Origin of the sequence: Rhizobium rosettiformans W3 (assembly GCF_004912135.1) — a bacterium.
GTDB lineage: Bacteria > Pseudomonadota > Alphaproteobacteria > Rhizobiales > Rhizobiaceae > Allorhizobium > Allorhizobium rosettiformans.
In genome coordinates this window covers 1-17,866 of the sequence record NZ_STGU01000023.1, presented here as the reverse complement: position 1 = coordinate 17,866, position 17,866 = coordinate 1, and the positions used below count along the sequence as shown (strand labels likewise).

23 protein-coding genes are annotated in these 17,866 nt (G+C 58.2%); 8 read left to right on the top strand and 15 right to left on the bottom strand.

The annotated features are described in order from the left end of the window. Positions 1 to 2: 2 nt before the first annotated feature. The 3 genes from FAA86_RS22510 to FAA86_RS22500 are packed head-to-tail and all read right to left on the bottom strand — an operon-like array spanning position 3 to position 3,536. Positions 3 to 833 (bottom strand): glycosyltransferase, encoded by an 831-nt coding sequence (locus FAA86_RS22510; RefSeq protein ID WP_136543348.1) that lies wholly within the window; start codon positions 831 to 833, stop codon positions 3 to 5. Continuing rightward, entirely contained in the window at positions 834 to 1,745 is a 912-nt protein-coding gene (locus tag FAA86_RS22505; protein ID WP_210310007.1) for a glycosyltransferase family 2 protein, read from the bottom strand. 3 nt (positions 1,746 to 1,748) lie between these two features. After that, positions 1,749 to 3,536 (bottom strand): hypothetical protein, encoded by a 1,788-nt coding sequence (locus FAA86_RS22500; RefSeq protein ID WP_136543346.1) that lies wholly within the window; start codon positions 3,534 to 3,536, stop codon positions 1,749 to 1,751. Between the two features lie 190 nt (positions 3,537 to 3,726). Between FAA86_RS22500 and FAA86_RS22495 the strand changes: the two genes are divergently transcribed. The 3 genes from FAA86_RS22495 to FAA86_RS22485 all read left to right on the top strand — a co-directional run bounded on the left by FAA86_RS22495 (position 3,727) and on the right by FAA86_RS22485 (position 6,590). Further along, positions 3,727 to 4,029 (top strand): helix-turn-helix domain-containing protein, encoded by a 303-nt coding sequence (locus tag FAA86_RS22495; RefSeq protein WP_136543344.1) that lies wholly within the window; start codon positions 3,727 to 3,729, stop codon positions 4,027 to 4,029. A gap of 320 nt (positions 4,030 to 4,349) precedes the next feature. Then, on the top strand, positions 4,350 to 6,164 hold the full coding sequence (locus FAA86_RS22490; RefSeq protein WP_136543342.1) for a hypothetical protein: 1,815 nt from the start codon (positions 4,350 to 4,352) through the stop codon (positions 6,162 to 6,164). A 123-nt stretch (positions 6,165 to 6,287) separates the two neighbouring features. After that, complete coding sequence (locus tag FAA86_RS22485; RefSeq protein ID WP_136543340.1) at positions 6,288 to 6,590, top strand: hypothetical protein; 303 nt, start codon at positions 6,288 to 6,290, stop codon at positions 6,588 to 6,590. A gap of 302 nt (positions 6,591 to 6,892) precedes the next feature. Here FAA86_RS22485 and FAA86_RS22480 read toward each other — a convergent pair whose 3' ends face one another. The 7 genes from FAA86_RS22480 to FAA86_RS22450 form a co-directional block, all read right to left on the bottom strand. Beyond that, positions 6,893 to 8,074 carry a site-specific integrase gene (locus FAA86_RS22480; RefSeq protein WP_136543338.1) on the bottom strand — a complete coding sequence of 394 codons (1,182 nt, stop codon included), beginning with the start codon at positions 8,072 to 8,074 and terminating at the stop codon, positions 6,893 to 6,895. Positions 8,075 to 8,240: 166 nt separating this feature from the next. Then, on the bottom strand, positions 8,241 to 8,498 hold the full coding sequence (locus FAA86_RS22475) for a hypothetical protein (RefSeq protein ID WP_136543336.1): 258 nt from the start codon (positions 8,496 to 8,498) through the stop codon (positions 8,241 to 8,243). A 10-nt stretch (positions 8,499 to 8,508) separates the two neighbouring features. Then, the gene (locus FAA86_RS22470) at positions 8,509 to 8,793 is read right to left on the bottom strand and encodes a hypothetical protein (protein ID WP_167495075.1); all 285 of its coding nucleotides are present in this window, start codon (positions 8,791 to 8,793) and stop codon (positions 8,509 to 8,511) included. A gap of 27 nt (positions 8,794 to 8,820) precedes the next feature. Beyond that, complete coding sequence (locus tag FAA86_RS22465) at positions 8,821 to 9,033, bottom strand: hypothetical protein (protein ID WP_136543332.1); 213 nt, start codon at positions 9,031 to 9,033, stop codon at positions 8,821 to 8,823. A 42-nt stretch (positions 9,034 to 9,075) separates the two neighbouring features. Then, complete coding sequence (locus tag FAA86_RS22460; protein WP_136543330.1) at positions 9,076 to 9,477, bottom strand: hypothetical protein; 402 nt, start codon at positions 9,475 to 9,477, stop codon at positions 9,076 to 9,078. Beyond that, a complete protein-coding gene (locus FAA86_RS22455) occupies positions 9,474 to 9,827 on the bottom strand; it encodes a DUF2958 domain-containing protein (protein WP_136543328.1) in 354 nt (117 codons plus the stop codon). Before FAA86_RS22455 ends, FAA86_RS22460 begins: the two co-directional genes overlap by 4 nt. Positions 9,828 to 9,906: 79 nt before the next feature. Continuing rightward, positions 9,907 to 11,004 carry a PGN_0703 family putative restriction endonuclease gene (locus tag FAA86_RS22450; RefSeq protein ID WP_136543326.1) on the bottom strand — a complete coding sequence of 366 codons (1,098 nt, stop codon included), beginning with the start codon at positions 11,002 to 11,004 and terminating at the stop codon, positions 9,907 to 9,909. Between the two features lie 231 nt (positions 11,005 to 11,235). Here FAA86_RS22450 and FAA86_RS22445 point away from each other — a divergent pair, with 231 nt between their 5' ends. After that, positions 11,236 to 12,234 (top strand): hypothetical protein, encoded by a 999-nt coding sequence (locus FAA86_RS22445; RefSeq protein ID WP_136543324.1) that lies wholly within the window; start codon positions 11,236 to 11,238, stop codon positions 12,232 to 12,234. A 161-nt stretch (positions 12,235 to 12,395) separates the two neighbouring features. Here the strand turns inward: FAA86_RS22445 and FAA86_RS22440 are convergent, their stop codons facing one another. The 3 genes from FAA86_RS22440 to FAA86_RS22430 form a co-directional block, all read right to left on the bottom strand. Beyond that, positions 12,396 to 12,713 carry a hypothetical protein gene (locus FAA86_RS22440; protein WP_136543322.1) on the bottom strand — a complete coding sequence of 106 codons (318 nt, stop codon included), beginning with the start codon at positions 12,711 to 12,713 and terminating at the stop codon, positions 12,396 to 12,398. A gap of 218 nt (positions 12,714 to 12,931) precedes the next feature. Then, positions 12,932 to 13,393 (bottom strand): type II toxin-antitoxin system VapC family toxin, encoded by a 462-nt coding sequence (locus FAA86_RS22435; protein ID WP_136543320.1) that lies wholly within the window; start codon positions 13,391 to 13,393, stop codon positions 12,932 to 12,934. Further along, on the bottom strand, positions 13,390 to 13,632 hold the full coding sequence (locus FAA86_RS22430) for a type II toxin-antitoxin system Phd/YefM family antitoxin (RefSeq protein ID WP_136543318.1): 243 nt from the start codon (positions 13,630 to 13,632) through the stop codon (positions 13,390 to 13,392). The genes FAA86_RS22435 and FAA86_RS22430 overlap by 4 nt, the downstream gene beginning before the upstream one ends. A gap of 335 nt (positions 13,633 to 13,967) precedes the next feature. On the opposite strand from FAA86_RS22430, the gene FAA86_RS22425 reads away from it, so the two are divergent. Together FAA86_RS22425 and FAA86_RS22420 are read left to right on the top strand one after the other, a co-directional pair. Next, on the top strand, positions 13,968 to 15,131 hold the full coding sequence (locus tag FAA86_RS22425; RefSeq protein WP_136543316.1) for a calcium-binding protein: 1,164 nt from the start codon (positions 13,968 to 13,970) through the stop codon (positions 15,129 to 15,131). A 120-nt stretch (positions 15,132 to 15,251) separates the two neighbouring features. Further along, positions 15,252 to 15,551, top strand: coding sequence for a hypothetical protein (locus tag FAA86_RS22420; RefSeq protein WP_136543314.1), 300 nt, complete (start codon positions 15,252 to 15,254; stop codon positions 15,549 to 15,551). A gap of 384 nt (positions 15,552 to 15,935) precedes the next feature. On the opposite strand, the gene FAA86_RS22415 is transcribed toward FAA86_RS22420, so the two are convergent. Next, positions 15,936 to 16,142, bottom strand: coding sequence for a tyrosine-type recombinase/integrase (locus FAA86_RS22415; RefSeq protein ID WP_246035171.1), 207 nt, complete (start codon positions 16,140 to 16,142; stop codon positions 15,936 to 15,938). 4 nt (positions 16,143 to 16,146) lie between these two features. Here FAA86_RS22415 and FAA86_RS22410 point away from each other — a divergent pair, with 4 nt between their 5' ends. Together FAA86_RS22410 and FAA86_RS22405 are read left to right on the top strand one after the other, a co-directional pair. Further along, positions 16,147 to 16,359: a hypothetical protein gene (locus tag FAA86_RS22410; RefSeq protein ID WP_136543310.1), complete on the top strand. Its 213-nt coding sequence runs from the start codon at positions 16,147 to 16,149 to the stop codon at positions 16,357 to 16,359. Between the two features lie 148 nt (positions 16,360 to 16,507). Then, on the top strand, positions 16,508 to 16,705 hold the full coding sequence (locus FAA86_RS22405; RefSeq protein ID WP_136543308.1) for a DUF6447 family protein: 198 nt from the start codon (positions 16,508 to 16,510) through the stop codon (positions 16,703 to 16,705). Between the two features lie 501 nt (positions 16,706 to 17,206). Here FAA86_RS22405 and FAA86_RS22400 read toward each other — a convergent pair. Continuing rightward, positions 17,207 to 17,866, bottom strand: a 660-nt coding sequence (locus FAA86_RS22400) for a tyrosine-type recombinase/integrase (RefSeq protein WP_136543306.1), incomplete at its 5' end; no start/stop codon positions are given.

The window sequence follows — 17,866 nt, the reverse complement described above, 5'->3', positions numbered from 1 at the left end:
CTTCACACAAGGCGTAGGCCGTGCCGGCGATAGAAAGTACGGGCCGACTTGGCAAACAGACGAATGTGTTTCATGCCCTTTTTGGCGGCATGGCCACCAGCATGAATGACTTTGACTTTAGGGACATAGACGATCCGGGTGATCTGTGAGGTGCGCAACGACAGATCAAAGTCTTCAAAATAGAGGAAATAGGACGGATCAAAACCATTGAGACGGCGCAGGATATCGCCGTCGAAAAACATGAAGCAGCCACTGACGATGGGAGGATCCCAAAAGTCGCTGTCTGCAGTTTCCGTACGCATTTCATAACGGTCGAGGCGTTTGGCGAATATCTGTTTGAGGAGGGCGGGTGCGAAGCCACGCAGCAGCAGATCAAACAGGGCGGGATAGTTTTTGCACAGATACTGCCGCTGTCCGTCCGGCCAGTGCGCCTTGGGTGTGACAAGGCCACATTCGCGATTGTTGGACATGAAATGTATGGCATTGATGAGTGCCGCCGGATCCATCTCGATATCGGGATTCAAGATCAGGTGGAAACGGCCTGTTTTTGGCAAGATCAGATTGTGGGCTGCGCCGAAACCGATATTGCCGTGACCTGTGATGATCTCGAAGTGATAGTTGGCCAGTATCCTGGCTACAGCCAGCGGCACGGCATTGCTGTCTGAATTCTGAATAACAAAAACCTTAACCAGATTGTGCTCAAAGCCGGTCAATGCTGCAACCAGGCTTTCCAGCGTTCTGCGCAGGATTTCCATGTCCGGTTGGAACGTCACGATCGAAACGGTCAGCAGGTGTTCAGCGACGTCTCGTGCGGCTTTGTCAGAGGATGACATCTACTTTCTCCCCATGCGCCCGCGAATACCATGCCAGATCCCGAGTGACATCAATCTCGCATGGGCCCGTCTTTGCGGGGCAAAGACGGAGAAGAAAGCAAACTGTCGAATGACTCTCCACAAGAGGACGACCACCCAGGCCGCCGAAATCCAGGGACGTCTTGCCAGCCAGATGGCGTTGCGAACATGATAGTAATGACGCAAGGGGCTGTGCAGGGGGATCTGTCGCCCCTTGTAGGGGATCCAGGAATCTCCTAGCGCATGCTCCATGAGAGCATCGCAGACCCCATAGGATTTCAGCCCATTCTGCCGCGCTCTCAGCCCCCATTCGATGTCGACATAATCAATGAAGAGCTCTTCGATCATGCCTCCGACAGCATCAAGGCTGTGGAGGGGCATGAGACTGCCCGAAGCGATCAGGAAGTCGGCCTCGACAAGGCCGCCCGATGCGGGGCAGGGGCGCCGTTTTAGGGACAGGCCCTTCAGATAGACGAAAGGAGCCGCCTCTCCCTGTCGGTGATCGACGTAAGTCGGGCCGACAGCTGCATAGGGCTGGCATATCTGCTCAAGATGGCGTGCCGCGGTGACCAGTCGCGATACCATGTCGGGTGCTGGAATACTGTCCTGATCGAGAAGCAGGACATATGTCGCCAGGCAATCGCGGGCGAACTCGATACCGATGTTCTGGGCCCGGGCAATACCGAAGTTGTCACCCAACGGCAGAAGGGCAATTTCGTGACGGTCGGCGAGATCGCCAAGATTGACGCTTGAGCCATTGTCGACAATCACCAGATTGCTGACCTGCGGCATGACGGAATCCAGCAGACGTTCCAGGGTCCCAAGATCGGGATTATAGGTAACGATGATCCCGCAAATCCGAGGATCGCCCTCGGGAGCGGCCAAGTCATTCATGGATCAAGCAAGTCCAAAATCCACGAAGGCCTGATAATGGCCGACCGTGGAGATAACATGGCCATCGTCGGTGATCCAGCTGCGCACCACGGCATAATCCGTCTTTTCATCGATCGCGGTCATATCGACGAGAAGAAGTTCGCTCTTGATCTGCACCATTTCGATCGAGCCGGCATCGAGAATGAAGGCATGCACGAACTTCTTGGCATGTTCGTCATAACGGGCAAATTTTGCACCCAGAATGGAAGAGCCGATGCCTGCCGTGTTTTCCAGGACGGGGACGGGGACGGGAGCTGCACCCGCTTCGTATGTTGCAAGTGTCGGAGCGCTTGCGACTTCGCCCAGTTGCACCAGAACCTCGTCGAGACTTGCCAGATCAAGCGTTGCCGACACGGTCGTTTCGCCAATTTTATACTGAGAAATCAGGCCGAGATGTGTCGATACCAGCGACAGGACATTCTGGGCATCCGTTACGGACGCAACAGCAATGGTTTCCTGCGCGGGCGAACCAGCAATGGTTTCCTGCGCGGGTGCAACGGATCTTGCCTGAGCGGTATTGATAGCCACGACGACGCCCGCATCTTCCGTGCTGATCTCTTGAAGCAGGATGGCAACAAACTTGCTGGATGTCCCGTCTTCCGAAACGGACTGACCGGCAGCGTCAGAGGATATGGTCAGCGCTGTCGAAAGCGGAGCATAGATCTTGGCGTCATAGACGACGGTCACCGGTGTGGCATCTGCCGGCTTGCTCGGTTCGCCCTTGACGACCTGTTGGAGTTCTATCGATGATCCGTCGGCTTCAGCCAGAACGATATCCGTTTCAGGCCGTTCGGTCACTGTCTCCAGCGCCAGAGCTGCCAGATGCGCATTGACGCTTGCGGCGTCTGTCGGCGGATGCGGCCCGTACATTCCGTAGCCAAGCGCGATGACGGCGAGGCTTGCAGCAACAGATTGTGAGGTCGTGACAGGATTTGTAAACGCTGTGACCGTCGATCCTCGAGCGTCCTGCTGCGAGAGATTGCGTGCGGCCTCTTGGGCACCGGCAAGCTGGCGATCGCTGCCGACCACACTCTGTAATGGTGATGTCGCGGCCGCCTTATGGGAGCCGCCATGATCAGAGACAAGATCGGCTGACAGAGTGTACGCCATGGTGGCTGTCGTCCCATGGTCACCGTGATGCAGGACCGAATCTGGAATCTGGCCGCCGTCGCCCGCAAGATTCTCCGCTGCTTCTGCCGTGCCGATGATATCATCGGAGGCGAGGAAAAGGGTCCAAACCAACGCGGCAAGCATGACCGCAGGGTGAAGACGCACGCTCTGGTCATGCAGCATACGCGGGCGGAAGGTGACGACATTGTCCTTGGGCTCGCTGCGGGCAGCGACCTGAGAGACAAAACGGTCGATCAGGGAGGGAAAGTCCGGCCCCTCCAGCAATCCACCAAGACCGGGGCTGTCGAGCAGATACTGGCCATCAATCCGAGCAAGATGAACGAAGACCTCGCCATCTTCGCGGCAGAACACGAACCAGGGGTCATTTTCATCGCTGACGCCACGGTCGGTCGAGATGCGAATGCCGGCCTGCACCAGAAGCGCTTCGACCCGGTAGAGGTCGGCCACTTCCTGATTGCTCCAGTCGCCGGACAGGCGCGTATGCTCAGTCGGGCGGGAAACAATCAGCGTCCCGTCCATATTGGCGGTCACGACAGGCAATGCCACGTCATTCCTGAGGGCATCCTGATGGGCATGACTGGAAGACGTATGTTTGCCCGGGAAGGCAAGTATATTCACCATTATCGATCTCGACGCGAAAAGACCTGCAAATACTATCCTTCAACGATGGGTCACGTCCAGTCCGAAGCCGGCGGAAAATGGAGGTGCCGCCGCATTGCGACAAAAAAACAACGCGAAGCTCTGGCAGACATCGGTTTTTTCATGTATTCACATCCAGATAAGTGACAGTTCCTCGTAAGGTTTCACGATCATGCAGTTTCAAGGCAGCGCAAACATTGCGGAAGACAAGCGCCAGGATTTGCGTTTGCAAGCAGGCGCCTGGCTGAAGGCTGCACGCGAGGAAGCAGGCCTGTCCCAGCGTGACCTGGCTGAAAAGGTTGGTGCCCTTTATTACACCTTTATTTCGCAGATCGAGGGCGGCAAGGGCCGCATTCCAGCGGAACGCTATGAAGCCTGGGCCGTGGCCCTTGGCATGCAGCCGCGAGATTTCGCTGTCCGTATGCTGAGCTTTTATGAGCCGACCACCTACGACCTGATCTTCAGAAAGGCCTGAAGAGGCTTAAGGCAGCGAATAAAGGCGCGCGGAACCGCTCTTTCCGCCTCTCGCCAGACTATCGATCCTGACATCTGGCCATCTTGTCAGGACATGTGTGCAAGGTTAACAAATCCTTGCGGAACAAGAGATAATTTCCCCCCAGTTTTGGCCGTTTTCTTGACAATTTGATCTTGCCCGAGCCGATGTACAGTGTTAGGTGTACAGCGCTTGCTGAACAGCCCCGCTTCGGGCTGTCTGCGCGCATTTCTTCGGTCGGGGGAAGATCGACCCGGTCGAAGTGACGTGACGTCACAAACTGGATCAAGGAGATAGGGCTCATGGCTCTTGCATTTGACGCTAATTATTACCTTTCGACGCGTCCGGACGTGTTTAACGCGTTCGTGAAGACGGCTGGCGCAACCGGCCAGACCTGGGCGCAGTTCGCTGAAGCGCACTACAACACCTTCGGCCGCTTCGAAGGTTCGAACCCGAACGCGACCTTCAACACCAATCAATATCTTGCTGCGAACCCGGACGTTGCTGCCGCTGGCGTCAACCCGTTCACGCACTTCCTGAACTTCGGCGCCAAGGAAGGCCGCGCTCCGAGCGCTACGTTCCCGTCCTTCGCCTCCTTCGACGAGAAGGCCTATCTGGCTGCCAACCCTGACCTCGGCGCTGCTGGCATCACCACCAAGGGCGCAGCTTATGAGCACTTCGTCAAGTTCGGCCAGTTCGAAGCCCGTCCTGGCGCTCCGGCTGTTGACACTGGCGTACCGGGCCAGACCTTCACGCTCACTACTGCTACGGGCGAGATCGTGAATGGTACTTCGGCAAATGACACGTTCAACGCTGTCGTCGCCGAGGACGCAGGTTTTCCGACATTGGTCACATCGAGCACCCTCAACGCGTTCGACCAAGTCACTGGTGGCGAAGGCGTCGATACTCTGAACCTGGTGGTTCAGGACTTCGGGGGCCTTACCGGCGATGTTTCGACCCTTCAGGGCACTGTTCAGGGCGTTGAGATCATCAACGTTGATCAGGCCAATGGCCTTCTCGCTAATGGAACTGGTGGCACGCTCGCAGCTGGCGCTTTCGCCGGTGCCGAGCAGATTTGGCAGATCAATCAGGCAAACAGCATTTCGGGCTTGGCCGAAGGTCAGACTGCAGGCTTCCGTAACACTGCTGCAACCACTGCAAGTGTAACCTTCGCTGCTGCAGCTACCACTGCTGCAATCGCCCTTGACGAAGTTGCTTCCGATACCCGCATCAACGTTGAAGGTACTGGCATCAACACCATCAACATTTCCGGTTCGGTTGTTGAGCCTGATGCTACGACCGATGCCGTTCTGACCATCGGCGGTGCCGAGACCGGCTCGGGTGTTACCAACAGCCTTGCAGCTCTGCGGACGGTCAACATCGACCTTTCGAGCAACACTGAGATTGGTGTCTTCACTGACGCTCTGGACGCGGTCACAACCATCAACGCTTCGGCTTCCACCGGTGATCTTGTTCTCGACTTCACCGACCTCGATACAGGATCACAGGATCTGACGTCGCTGTCGACTGGTTCGGGTGCAGATGAAGTCAGCCTTGAAGTTGACGACTTCGACTCGACGGCTGTTTCGATCAACCTGGGCGCCGGTAACGACGTCATCACGATCGATGGTACTGAAGGTGCAACTGCCGCTACCGCTACCGCTGCTGACCTCACCGCTCTTTCGGTGACGCTCGGCGCTGGTCGTGACATCGTTGAGATCAGCGGTCTTGCGAACCTGGTTGCGGTCGACGCTTCGGCAAACACGGTGACGCAGAGCTCGATCATCATCACCGACTTCAACGGTTCGGAAGATGTGCTCGATCTGTCGGAGCTGGGCCTGGATGGCTTCTTCGCCACTCAGAACCTGGTTGACACTGCTGCATCGAATGCAGCTGCGAATGGCGGCAGCCTCGCTGACGTTATCGCTGCAATCGACGACTTCGCTTCCGAAACCGAAGCAGTTCAGTTCAACTTCGGCGGCAACACCTACGTTTATGTTGACAACGGCTTCGATGGTGATACCGAGGTGGCTCTCAATGACGGCCTGATCCAGATCAACGGCGACGTTGCTCTGACCGGCATCAACGTTCTGTTTGATGACGTCTCTGTTATGTAATCATCTCGTAAGAGACTATTGAGCTAGTGGAACCCCGCTGTCTTCGGATGGCGGGGTTTTCTTTTTGCGGTCCTCACGTTGCCCCAGTTGGTTTCTCGTCTGCCGTGTTGAAGGAGGACACCAATGAAGACGCTGATTGCTTTTGGCCTGCTGAGCCTCGCGGCCTCTCCAGCTTTCGCCCAGGACTGCACCTATCACGAACGCCAGCCTGTACAAAAGGACGGCAATACGCAGCATCGCTTCACTGATAGCTGTGGTAAGCCTTACGAGGTGGGCTATCGTCTCGAAGGCAACACGCTGCATTTCCCTCGTGGCGGGCAACACAGTCTGCCGGAAACTACAGAAGCTGAGGCAGAGAGGATCTTGCGGGATACCTACGGCCTTGTAGGTGGCGCCGCTGGCCTAGTCCGAACCAAGGGGCTCTAGTTGGCCAGACCAGATTGCCTTGTGGAGTTGAAGGCCCAGGCCATAGACCTTTCTGTAGAAGCAGTTGCCGGTGTGCTCCAAGCGCCCACCGCTAAACTTCCCGAATTAGAATTTGGAACAAGAAGAGAAGCATTCGGGAAGCTGGGGCGGAAAAGAAGTGGCGTGACAGGAGGTTACCGCTGCAACTCGCCACTGGCGTTTATCGGGAGCCACTGTGGCCGGCGGTGAGGGATTCCAGGCCTTGCTCAAGGTCGGAAGAGCGTCGGACGAAGCTCATCGTCCGACCGCACTATGATCCTCGGTCAGGGGTTGAGGCTGAGGGCGGGCAGTGTCATCGCCTCGATCACCTGGCCGGCCAGTTGGGCAGCATCGCTCTTCGTCCCGTCCGCAATATGAGCATAGCGTTGGGTGGTCGTGACCTGGGTATGCCCCAACAGGTTCTGCACGACGTAAAGCGAGACACCTTCGTTGACGAGGAAGCTGGCAAAGGAGTGCCGCAGATCGTGCACCCGCATGTCCTTGAGTCTGGCCCGGTCGCGGATGCGAATCCAGGGGTAGTGGAGCGATGGCGACGGTTCCCCCGTTATGGGGCTTGGGAAGATGTAGGGGTTGCCGGGCGTGCGCTGGACGGACTGCAGGAGCGCGATGGCTTGCTTGTTCAGGCTGATGAAGCGTTCCTTCCCCGATTTTGAGAGCGGCACCCAGAGCGTGTTGTTCTGCCAGTTGATGTACTCCCACTTGGCATGCGTGACTTCATTGCGGCGAGCACCCGTCAGCAGGAGCAGCAGGATGGCCTGGGCGGCGACCTGGTTCTCGTCTTCCTGGATCGACAGCAGGAGCGAGCGTAGCTCGTCCTTCGACAGAAACCGCTGGCGGTGCTGGGTAGGCGCAAGTGCCAAGTCAGCAGTCGGGTTCTCTATAATGCCGGCGATCTTCCACTTGCGGGCGAGATTGAACATGAAGCGCAGGAGGATGATGGCTCGGTTGACCGTGCCGGGCGCATAGCCCTTGCCCTTCATGCGGTGATTAAGTGCGGCAATCTGTTCGGGCGTGATGGTGTCCATCGGTTTGCTGCCGAGGGCTGGCAGGATGTGGACCCGCAACATGGTCTCGTCCGTCTTCCAGCTCCGCTTCTTTTCCTGCGCGTACGGCAGGTACCGGGAGCGAACGAACTCGGAGAGCGTGGGAATTTCACGCTTCTCCTGGCGCTTGGCCTGGGGGTCTTCTCCGAGATGAACCTGGGCCAGAACAGACCGAGCCTTCTGACGAGCCTGGTCGAGGGTGAGCACTTCCGCCGCGCCGATCTTGTAGTGATGCTTCTGGCCGTGGTCGTCGGTGTAACGCTGACGATAGGTCTTGGTGCCTGTATGCAGTACTTCGAGATAGAAGCCGCGCTGCCTGGCGTCGGAATACTCGATCTTGCGTTTGCCGGCAGGACAGGTGGCGGTACGGACGGTGTTCTGGGTGAGGTTGATGACGGGCATGGTTTCTCCACCGAATGGGTTGGCCGCCGCTGGTTGAGCGTGGCCGTCCCGGTTGCTTCGGCGGCGATATGGAGAAGTTCACCTGCTGAAGATCACAGACTGAAAGTCAGAAGGGGGAGCGTTTCGGGTCGTAAGAACGTCGGTCGAAACAGAGGGGGATGGCCACTCAGCCTAGCGGGGCGCTGCCCTTGGCGTAGAGATAGATATTGACGGGGAAGGGCCAAGCCGTTTCGGCCTGACGGATAGCTGCTGCCCTGGTCGTCTCATAGACGGCGGTGACATGAAAATAATCGGCATGAGAGGTGACGGCCTCGTAGGACCAAACGCCTCCCACATGCGGATCGTCATGAACGCTCGGCTCGAAGACGGCGTCGCAATCCTCGGCGCTTGGATCGGGACGGTGATCGGTGATCTGGCCGAGCATGGATGGCTCCCTACTGCAGTGGAACGGGCGACAGCTCGGAGATGATGTGCAGGAGGAACTGCACAATCTCCTCGTCGGTCACCGGCTCACGGTTATAGGCCATGCTGTCGATCCCGACAGCCGGTCCTTCGAAGGTGCCGATGACGCGTCCGTCTCGGACGGGGCCATCGAGGGCAATGAACTGGATGGCGTATTCCTCGGCCTGGCGGGTCAAGGGGTCGTCACCCGTGGCCCTCATGACGAAGGCGCTCACATCGACCACCTCCCACGTGATCTCGTAGTTGAGGCCCCGCATGTAGTTGGCGAGCTGACCAAGAGTGATCTAGATACTGACATAGGGACGGGCGGCGGCAATCTGCCGGTTGAGCATGTCCTGGTTGGGTTGCCCTCCCGGCAGTAGCCGGGCCATGCGGCTCTCAGCGATCCGGTTGGCGGGATCGGGACCAAAGACGGCCTTGTAGGCGGTCATGCCGAGGGTGACGAAGGCGGCGATCAACAAAGCGCCGCGCCAGGACTGGAGAAACTGGAGGTTCATGGGGAATATCCTTTGATGTTGAGGTCGATACGGGCAGTCGGGTCAGCGCTGCGGCAGGGCGATTAACAGGGTTTGGCGCTCCTCATCGGTGAGGGTCTGGAGTTCCAGACGAAGCCTGGTGCAGAGACGGTTGAGGAGGTCGAGGTCGGAACCGGTCGGTTCACCTTCACCCATGTGGCGGTAGCGGCGATGCTCGAAGAAAAGACAGCACCAGAGTTCAAGCGCTGTGCCCGACCAGTGGCCAGTCTCCTGGGCGTCATCAAAGCAGGCATTGGCAAGGAGCCCAAGCCGTCCAAGCCCGGTCTGCTGACTGAGCGTGTAACCATTGATCAGATGGGCGAAGTCGTGGCTGATGTCCCATGTGAAGGGATCGGGCATGGCGTTGAATTGGCCTGCCCGGACGAGGCGCAACCAGTCGGGTAGAGAACGGCTCGGGTCCGTCATGCTGCAATCCTGCCGGACTGGCGGGCGCGCTGGAGATGAACGGATAGCGGCTCGGCCGTGCAAAACCAGCGATCCCGTTCGACCGGAAGCCGGAGACGCCCTCGAATGCGTGCGATTTCGGCGAGGGACACATAGCCGAGTTCGGGTGAACCAAGGCCAAGATCGCAGAGACCGAAGGCGAGATCGGAATTGTCGGGGTTGAGTTCGGTGAGGAGCCAGGTGGCACTGGCGTCGGGGGTGAAGAGCTTGACGACGGGAACCGGATCGAAGTCCGGCTGGCTGCGGCTCATTTGGCCGTTCAGCAGAAGCTGGCGAAGAATGGCGGCGGTCAGCAGGCTGGCGCGTGGCATGGCGATGCTCCGTGGAATCGGGCAAAAGTTGGGGCGATGAGGGTGGGGTGGAGCCGGATGAGGCTCCACTGATCTGGGATCAGGCGGCAGCCATGGCCTTGGCTTCGCTCCCGGAGGAACTGACCTCTGGTATGGTCAGTAGCTCGATCCCGGCCTGATCCTCGGCGTCGAGATAGGCATCGATCAGCTGGTCGATCCGGGCGAAATCGGCGTAGCGTTGATGAAGCCGTTGGGCATAATCATGCTTTCCGGCGGTTCCAATTGCTTCAATGAAGCGCTCCAGGAAGATGCCGGCGAAGACGGGCTGGCCGGGTTCCGGTTTCTTGAGGTGTCGGGCATAGGCCGCGATTCCGTTCTGGGCATGCCAGTTGAGGCGGGGCGCGATGACGACGAAGTGGCCTTCATCATAATTGCCGCGCTGGATCATGCTGGCGGCAAGCAGGTGCTCCCGCCAGAGCTGCTGGCAGGGGCTGGACCTCAAACTGGCAGCATGAGGGTCCTTGAACAGGCCGGATTGTTCGGACAGCCGGTCCAGATGGGGCCGGGTCGGCTGCGTCGATTCCTGGAGGGTTTCTGTATATTTCTGCTCAACAAAAACAAAGCCGCGTCGGCCATCTTCGGTGCGGTAGCGGACCAGGGCGTCGGCTGCGGTGTAGTCGGCAGAAAAGGCCGGATTGCCGCGTCCGGGGCTGTGCTCGAAGAGGATCTTGGTGACGGTTCCGGTAAAGCCGGGCAGGATCAGCCGCATGACGCAGGTGGCAAGCTCCAGATCGCCTTTGAGCGGCCCGAACAGATTGAACACCAGCGGCATGGATGAAAGCAGATTGCGAAAGAGCCGATCAGCATCGATCAGAGCCCCAATTTCTCGGTAAACCAGCTCGCGACGAACCAGGGAGGCAATGGCCGGATCGAGGAAGTTGGCACCTGCCCGGCCTGCGGACATCGTCAGGCGTGAGCCGATCTCGCGAATCTCACCCGACGGACTGCGATGACGGCCCACAGGCAGGTTCTGATCCTGCCGCCAAAGCGACTGTAGAAGGCGGGCGGCGGCGGTGAACCTTGAGGCATCCGCTTCCAGGCAGTGATGCTGGCGCAGGATTTCCTCGGGGATCAGCGGGATGGTTTCGGTGGACTCATCGGCAACAAGGGGGGTGGGCGCGGCAGTGGCGTTCGGCATGATGGCAAAATCCTCGATCTCTGTTTAGAGGAGGATGATTCAGGCTAAGCCACGGGAAATTCATATAAACGCGATGAACGGCAGTGCTCGGAGATGTTGCAGATCAGCGACAGACGCACTTTCTCAGCCGGCTGAAGTGCGTGGAAGAGGCTAAAATCACTATATTGTAGGCGGTCCTTGCTGAGCAGACCCTGCCGGCACGCGTGACCGCGATCAATATGGAGATGTCTGATGACATACACTGATCGCATAGAAGCCTCTGATACCGACCAGATTGAAGCAGTTCCTGTAATATGGGAAGTCGATTTCGACACCTACAATCCGCCGGTGTCGCCTAGCGTGAGCCGGGAGATGGATATCGGCAGGGGAAGCCCGTTTGGGCCGGTTCTGGATGTGCTGCCGAGCCAGCCGCTGAAGCCAGCTATTCCCCCTCGCTGGACGATGCTCAAGAATGAAACCTGGAAGCTCTATAATGCCATGTCGTTCCTGACCTGGCAGACAGACCTCTGTTTCAACGCCCATATCACCCTGACGGCTGGAGCCCTGGGGTTTACCGATTATGCCGAGTTTGTGAGCCTCATGCCGGAGTGGCACAAGGAAATGAACCGCTGCCTGTTTGACGGTGAGGAGAAGGAGCGGAAACGGCAGCAGCAGGGTCGGACACGTCAGCGCCGGAGCCGTCGTGGAGATCAGATCGTTCGCCATCCGCACTATTGGATGTCAGTAGTCGAGTGCGCCCGCGATCACGGGCTGCACGTTCATGCGTTGTGCGTGGTCCCGAAGTCGGTGCAAGCTGCGTTTGAGGAAAAGACTTGGGCTTGGTGGCAGAAGAAGTCGCCTGGTGAGGTGAAGCCGAATGGCATTGCTTTTCCTAAGCGCCATGCCAGCGGGCCGAAGCGGCAGTACGGCCTTCAGGTCGAGCTGTTCCGCTACATCGTGAAGACGACTGCGGAAGGTCTGACCACGCAGGATCATGAAGGGAAGGTCTGGGAGGCCCGGAAAATCTTTCGTCCGTACCCCAATGACTGCACGCCGGTTCAAGTAGAAGTGCCGCAGTTGGCTCAGATCAGCCACCGCCTGAATAGCGGGGCTCAGCATGCTGCCGGCTTCCGGTCGAAGTTTGACTTGGGCTACCTTGATGAAGTGTATAGCGGCTGGGAAATCGGAGCGCGGACGCAGCGCGGCAAGGAGCGGGAGATGAACAGCCTTCTGGCTTCGCTCCAGTACTAGACTAGCCGGGGTAGCTAACCTTCCAGAATCGTATCGTGGGCAAAGACAAGGGGCATTCGGGAAGGTTTAGTCGAAAAGAGGAACGAGCCCAAGGGGATAGCAACCCTCTTGGGCTCTGGTCGTCTTGTAGGCCCTACTGCCGGTGATCGTGATGAACTCCGTCACTCGGTCGCGAAATCATCGTCCTCGTCGAGACGCTTCACGATGAAGGCGTCCGGATCATCAACTGGCTTAACCGGCTTGTCGTCGGCATCGGCATGGCCGGTGTCCCGGAGAATACGAAGGAAGGCTGGCAGGCCCCGCTCGCTACGGGCCTGCATCTCGCCGTCCCGGAAGATGGTGCCTTTGGTGGGGTAAAAGCTGAAGGAACCGACCTTGATCTGGAAGCCGGAAGGCTGCTGGAAATGAACGCCGGCCCGGCTAAGGGCGGCGGTCGCCTGGTGCATGGCGGTTGTATGGTTGGGGGTCGTGGCTGACATAACTTCTCCTGGTTGTCCGGTGAACGATGGGCCGGCTCCCTCCTCACGGACGGGTTTCCGGCCGATAGAGGAAGGAGAGAGAGAAGGTTTATCTGTCTGACGACAGACTGAAGGACAGCGAGTTCAGTCAGAGAGGCAGATGACTCTGTTCCTTAAAAATAAGGCCTGTCCAGCCCCTCCGCAACGCCATTATTGGCCTAGAGTCCCAGCGTTTTCAGCTATGTCGCAGGCACGTGGTCTAGAGGATTTTGCACCGGGATGCTCAGAGCTAAATGCTCGAAGTGCCTGGTGTTTGCCGTGAGTAGGCAGAGGTGGTGCCGTTGGGCCGTCGCAGCAACCAATATATCGGCCAAGCCGGGATTTCGACCAGTTGCCGTCGCATGGTCTGCGAGATCGCCGGCCATGGTTGCCGTATGCACCTCCACGGGCAGGAGGCGGTCGCCATAGTTTGAGATTAAATTATCCAGCCAAAGTTCCAGGTCATCTGAGCGGGCTTTCCCGCCTGAGCGACGAAGCTTGCTGATGCCGGCGCGTATTTCGGCTATGGTAATTGCTGATAGGAAGAGGCTGTCGGTGTTCTTCCGAATCCAAGCCGTCAGCTCTGAACTGATCCTGGGGCCGCCGTCCTTTTTTGGTGCAAGCAGGCTGACGATGTTCGTGTCCAGCAGCCAACCTCTCACAGGTCAACCTCACGCATCGGAGTTTGATCGCGCTCAATCTGAAGCTCATGCGGCATGGAAAGGAGCAGATCGGCAAAGCTTGGCTTGGTGTCGGGGAAGATGCGTCTACCTTCCTCGATAGGAACAATCATCACCGCCGGGCGACCATGCTTGGTTACGACAGTCGGTTCCCCATGGACGGCAGCGTCAACGACAGCGGAGAAAGTTGCCTTAGCATCTCGAAGGTTGAGCGTTTTCATTTTGAAGCCTCCTCGGAGCTATGTGACTACATGTAGTCATGTTAGGGGACCTTGTCTCCCATTGCAATAGCGCAATGGTCCATCAAGAGTGTGCGTTCGGCGGGCGGTCGGTAGATGGGCGGGGGTCAAACCATTGGACTCCTTAGGAGTCGGCAGGTCCGTGGTGGGTAGTTTCCTGTTCGATGAGGTCGGAGGGGAGTCGGACGATAGCTAGGTGGCGGCGTGATAGTAGCCGTGCACGCTGTCGAAGCCTCACTAAGCTGCTGATGTAGATGAAGAAAATAGGCTACCTCTAAAGGAATGGCTATCGGGCCAATGGTACGCTCACTAAGGGTGTGGATGAACTGGTCGGTACTGCCGACAACGACACATTCCGTGGCTTCCTCGAGGGCACCGATGACACCCTGACCACCTTCGACACGATTGAAGGCGGTGCTGGCACCGATACGCTGAACCTCCTGATGGAAGGCGCGGGCCCGTACGACATCCCGGCAGGCGTGGAAATCAGCGGCGTTGAAATTATCAACCTCGTTTCCGACGGCACCGCCGCATTGGAAAATGATGGTGCCACCGGTTTGGATGCAACCGTGTTCGAGGGCGCGGAGCAGGTTTGGCTGGCAAATGCTATCAATGCCGCTGGTGCTGTATTGGCAGGCGAAGGCCAGACGATCGGCTTCCGTAATGTGGATGCAACGGCGACCGTAACCGTTGCTAGCGACGTTGATTCAGCGTCGATCGCACTGGATCGCGTAGCTGACAAGTCGGCTGTCTCTGTTGACGAGACCACTACAGGTGACCTGGAGACGGTTTCCGTTTCTGGCTCTCTCGCAGCGGGAGCTGACGAACTGACGATTGAGGATGTCACAAAGACAGCTGAGACGCTCAACCTCAACCTCACCACTAAGGCGGTTGATCTGACTCTCACCACGTTCGACAGCCTGGTTACTCTCGACGCTTCTGCTTCTACCGGCGGCATCAAAGTTGATCTGTCTGGCAATGCTGATCTCGAAGCAGCATCGTTTGGCTCGGGCGTGGACGACGTGACAATTGGCGGCCAGAAGGGTCTGGTGGTTAATGCCGGAGCCGGTGCTGACACGATCTCGTTCGACGGATCGGGTGAAGGCCAGCAAATCGTGGGTGGCGCAGGTGGTGACACCTTTGTGCTGACGGCTGCTGCTACCAACATCAGTGAAACCGATGATTTCGCTGATCTGGTCACGACGATCGATTTCAAGAGCCCCGACGTGATCGATCTGTCCGGAACCGGCTTCGTTGCTCTTAACGATGCTCAGGCTGATGCTGTCGCGGCTGCGGGAACTTTCGCAGATGCATTCGCTATTGCGACTGGCTTCCAAGCGGAGACGGCTTTCCTATTCGAAGGCAGCACGTACATCGTCAACGACGCTGACAATTCCAGTTCGTTCACCGATGGCGACGGCGTAATTGAGCTGGTAGGGTTCACTGGCAACCTCGTAGACGGTACCAACCTCATCGCCTAATCTTTCGGGATTGGTCTGATACGAGCCCGCCATCTTCGGATGGCGGGTTTTTTTATGCCGCGCCAAGGGCGCGCCACATTCGCCTGCTCCCTTAGCGCCTCAGCCATTCAGGAGAGTTTTATGAAACAGATCGTCATGCTTGCCGCGATCTTCGCCGCCGCGCCGGCGTGGGCGCAGGATTGCACCTACCCCCAGCGCGAGCCGGTGCAACGCGAGGGCCGTGCGGAGTACCGCTTCACCGACAGCTGCGGAAACCCCTATGAGGTCGGCTATCGGCTGGAAGGCACGACACTGCATTTTCCGCGCGGCGGCAAGCACACGCTGTCTCAAGCTAGCGAAGGTGAGGCTGAGCAGATACTGCGAGAGACCTATGGGCTCGTTGGCGAGCGGAATGAGCTGATCCGCACTAAGGGGCTCTGAGGAGACGCTGCGGGTCATCTGCCGTTGCAGATGACCGTGCCGACCAGTGTTTCGGGGCACATGATCTGCCAAGGATCATCGATTTAAGCAGATACGGGCTGAAAGGGCGCAGCTGAAGGCCTGCGGCTACTACGTGTTGGCAGGCCTGAAGCTGTCGTGAGCACTCCCTGCTAATGTTCCAATATGGCATTTTGGAACGAGAGCGGAGTGATTTTGGAAACTGGAGTGGAAAAGCCGTTTGGTCAGCAGGCCTTATTGCTGCGATCTACCACTGGTTTCCAAGAGCTTTGAGTTGGGCTGACACGACGAATTCGTCGCTTCTGGCGGCATCCGGTCGGAAGAGCGTCGGACGAAGCTGATCGTCCGACGCACTTTGATCCTTGGTCATGGATTGGGGCTGGGAGCGGGCAGCGTCATCGCCTCGATCACCTGGCCGGCCAGTTGGGCAGCATCGCTCTTGGTCCCGTCCGCAATATGAGCATAGCGCTGCGTGGTGCGGACCTGGGTGTGCCCCAACAGGTTTTGCACGACGTAAAGCGAGACACCTTCGTTGACGAGGAAGCTGGCGAAGGAGTGCCGCAGATCATGCACCCGCATGTCCTTGAGCCCGGCGCGAAGTCTCGGTCAGAAAGATCCCGAGGAATGGGCTCAATTTGTTTGGCAGCGACTCGACGCTTTGAATCAACGGCTGACTAAAGCCGGTAAAATGATAGAAAGCCGTGATGAGAACTTAGCCGAACTGAATCGCCAGGCGACCGAATTTGCTGAGACGCGCCTCCCTGTGCTGAAGGCTTTGCAGATTGCTTGACGCTAGCACCAAGAATGTGGTTTGGAGTCGCTGGGTGCCAATGTTTGTGAGCTTTGACGGAGATTAGGCTTGTATGATTGCTTGCCACGGTCGATATGCAATGATTAGCAAAGACAGCATTGGGGCTCCTAAAGAAGAAGGAACACACATGACCGACCAGCCCAAAATCAATGTTGACGGCAAGGACTATGCTGTCGAAAGCCTCAGCCAGGATGCGCTGAACCAGCTGTCCAGCATCAACATCGTGGACCGCAAGATTGCCGACCTGCAGCAGGATGTGGCGATCCTCCAGACGGCCCGCAACGCCTATGCGGCAGCTCTTGCTGCGGCCCTTCCGAAGAATTGAATTCGAGCTTAGCTCCAGTCAGGCCGAGATCGGCTTGATCCCAAACCCCGTCGTGCTCGATCAGAGTTCGGCGGGGTTTTTCGTTGTCGGTGGTGGTGATGGTGGAGATGAAGGGCGTCGTCGTCGGCCTCCTGAATTCTCCAGCGCAGTTTTCGGGAGCGCTGCTCCTGGAAACTGTGGAGGTCCGGGACCGGATTATCAAACGAAACCAGACAGGTCGTGACCGTCGCCCCGCCTGCGCCGATGTTCCCTGATTGCGAGACCGGATTCGGAACGCATAAGCCCCCGATTTGGGAAACTGGGCGTCAGGAACGCTGCCAGATCAAAGGGCTCCGGGGTGTCTGGTAGCTGCTTCTCGGGATCGAACGAACGGGCCACTTTGTCCTCCGTCCCTCAGCCCCCAACCTTCCAGTTGCACTCCTCCGGGTCGGATAAGGGTCGGACGCGGTCGGAAGAGGGTCGGAGAAAAACGTGCTCCGACCCTTGCTGCTTTATGTCGGTTCAGGCCTCGGCCCCGAAGGCAGGAACGGCCATGGTTTCGATCACCTTGCCGGCCAAGCCGGCAGCACCGCTCAGCGTCTCGTTGTCGAGATGGGCATAGCGCTGGGTGGTGCGGACCTGGGTATGTCCGAGCAGGTTCTGCACGACGTAAAGCGAGACCCCGCTGTTGACGAGGAAGCTGGCAAAGGAGTGGCGCAGGTCATGAAGGCGCATGTCCTTCAATCCGGCCCGGTCGCGGATGCGGACCCAGGGGTAGAACAGGCTGGGGGAGGGGCGGCCTGTCGTGGGGCTCGGGAAGATGTAGCGGTTGCCGGGCAGGCGTTCGATGGAGCGCAGCAGGCCAAGCGCCTGGTCGTTGAGATTGATGAAGCGCTCCTTGCCGGATTTGGAGATGGGAACGCGGAGTGTGGCATTCTCCCAATCGACCAGATCCCAGGTCGCATGGGTGACTTCGTTGCGTCGGGCTCCGGTGAGGAGAAGGAGCAAGATCGCCTGGGCGGCAATCTGGTTCTCGTCTTCCTTGATGGAGACGAGGAGGGCGCGCAGCTCGTCACGGGAGAGGAAGCGCTGGCGGTGCTGCGTCGGCAAGAGGATGAGATCGGCGGTCGGGTTCTCGGTGATGCCGGTGATCTTCCAGCGCCGGGCGAGATTGAAGATGAA

What these genes read in the sequence shown, in the direction of transcription:
- FAA86_RS22510 (WP_136543348.1), bottom strand. Translation starts at nt 833, where the DNA reads ATGTCATCCTCTGACAAAGCCGCACGAGACGTCGCTGAACACCTGCTG.
- FAA86_RS22505 (WP_210310007.1), bottom strand. Translation starts at nt 1,745, where the DNA reads ATGAATGACTTGGCCGCTCCCGAGGGCGATCCTCGGATTTGCGGGATC.
- FAA86_RS22500 (WP_136543346.1), bottom strand. Translation starts at nt 3,536, where the DNA reads ATGGTGAATATACTTGCCTTCCCGGGCAAACATACGTCTTCCAGTCAT.
- FAA86_RS22495 (WP_136543344.1), top strand. Translation starts at nt 3,727, where the DNA reads ATGCAGTTTCAAGGCAGCGCAAACATTGCGGAAGACAAGCGCCAGGAT.
- FAA86_RS22490 (WP_136543342.1), top strand. Translation starts at nt 4,350, where the DNA reads ATGGCTCTTGCATTTGACGCTAATTATTACCTTTCGACGCGTCCGGAC.
- FAA86_RS22485 (WP_136543340.1), top strand. Translation starts at nt 6,288, where the DNA reads ATGAAGACGCTGATTGCTTTTGGCCTGCTGAGCCTCGCGGCCTCTCCA.
- FAA86_RS22480 (WP_136543338.1), bottom strand. Translation starts at nt 8,074, where the DNA reads ATGCCCGTCATCAACCTCACCCAGAACACCGTCCGTACCGCCACCTGT.
- FAA86_RS22475 (WP_136543336.1), bottom strand. Translation starts at nt 8,498, where the DNA reads ATGCTCGGCCAGATCACCGATCACCGTCCCGATCCAAGCGCCGAGGAT.
- FAA86_RS22470 (WP_167495075.1), bottom strand. Translation starts at nt 8,793, where the DNA reads ATGCGGGGCCTCAACTACGAGATCACGTGGGAGGTGGTCGATGTGAGC.
- FAA86_RS22465 (WP_136543332.1), bottom strand. Translation starts at nt 9,033, where the DNA reads ATGAACCTCCAGTTTCTCCAGTCCTGGCGCGGCGCTTTGTTGATCGCC.
- FAA86_RS22460 (WP_136543330.1), bottom strand. Translation starts at nt 9,477, where the DNA reads ATGACGGACCCGAGCCGTTCTCTACCCGACTGGTTGCGCCTCGTCCGG.
- FAA86_RS22455 (WP_136543328.1), bottom strand. Translation starts at nt 9,827, where the DNA reads ATGCCACGCGCCAGCCTGCTGACCGCCGCCATTCTTCGCCAGCTTCTG.
- FAA86_RS22450 (WP_136543326.1), bottom strand. Translation starts at nt 11,004, where the DNA reads ATGCCGAACGCCACTGCCGCGCCCACCCCCCTTGTTGCCGATGAGTCC.
- FAA86_RS22445 (WP_136543324.1), top strand. Translation starts at nt 11,236, where the DNA reads ATGACATACACTGATCGCATAGAAGCCTCTGATACCGACCAGATTGAA.
- FAA86_RS22440 (WP_136543322.1), bottom strand. Translation starts at nt 12,713, where the DNA reads ATGTCAGCCACGACCCCCAACCATACAACCGCCATGCACCAGGCGACC.
- FAA86_RS22430 (WP_136543318.1), bottom strand. Translation starts at nt 13,632, where the DNA reads ATGAAAACGCTCAACCTTCGAGATGCTAAGGCAACTTTCTCCGCTGTC.
- FAA86_RS22420 (WP_136543314.1), top strand. Translation starts at nt 15,252, where the DNA reads ATGAAACAGATCGTCATGCTTGCCGCGATCTTCGCCGCCGCGCCGGCG.
- FAA86_RS22410 (WP_136543310.1), top strand. Translation starts at nt 16,147, where the DNA reads ATGTCCTTGAGCCCGGCGCGAAGTCTCGGTCAGAAAGATCCCGAGGAA.
- FAA86_RS22405 (WP_136543308.1), top strand. Translation starts at nt 16,508, where the DNA reads ATGACCGACCAGCCCAAAATCAATGTTGACGGCAAGGACTATGCTGTC.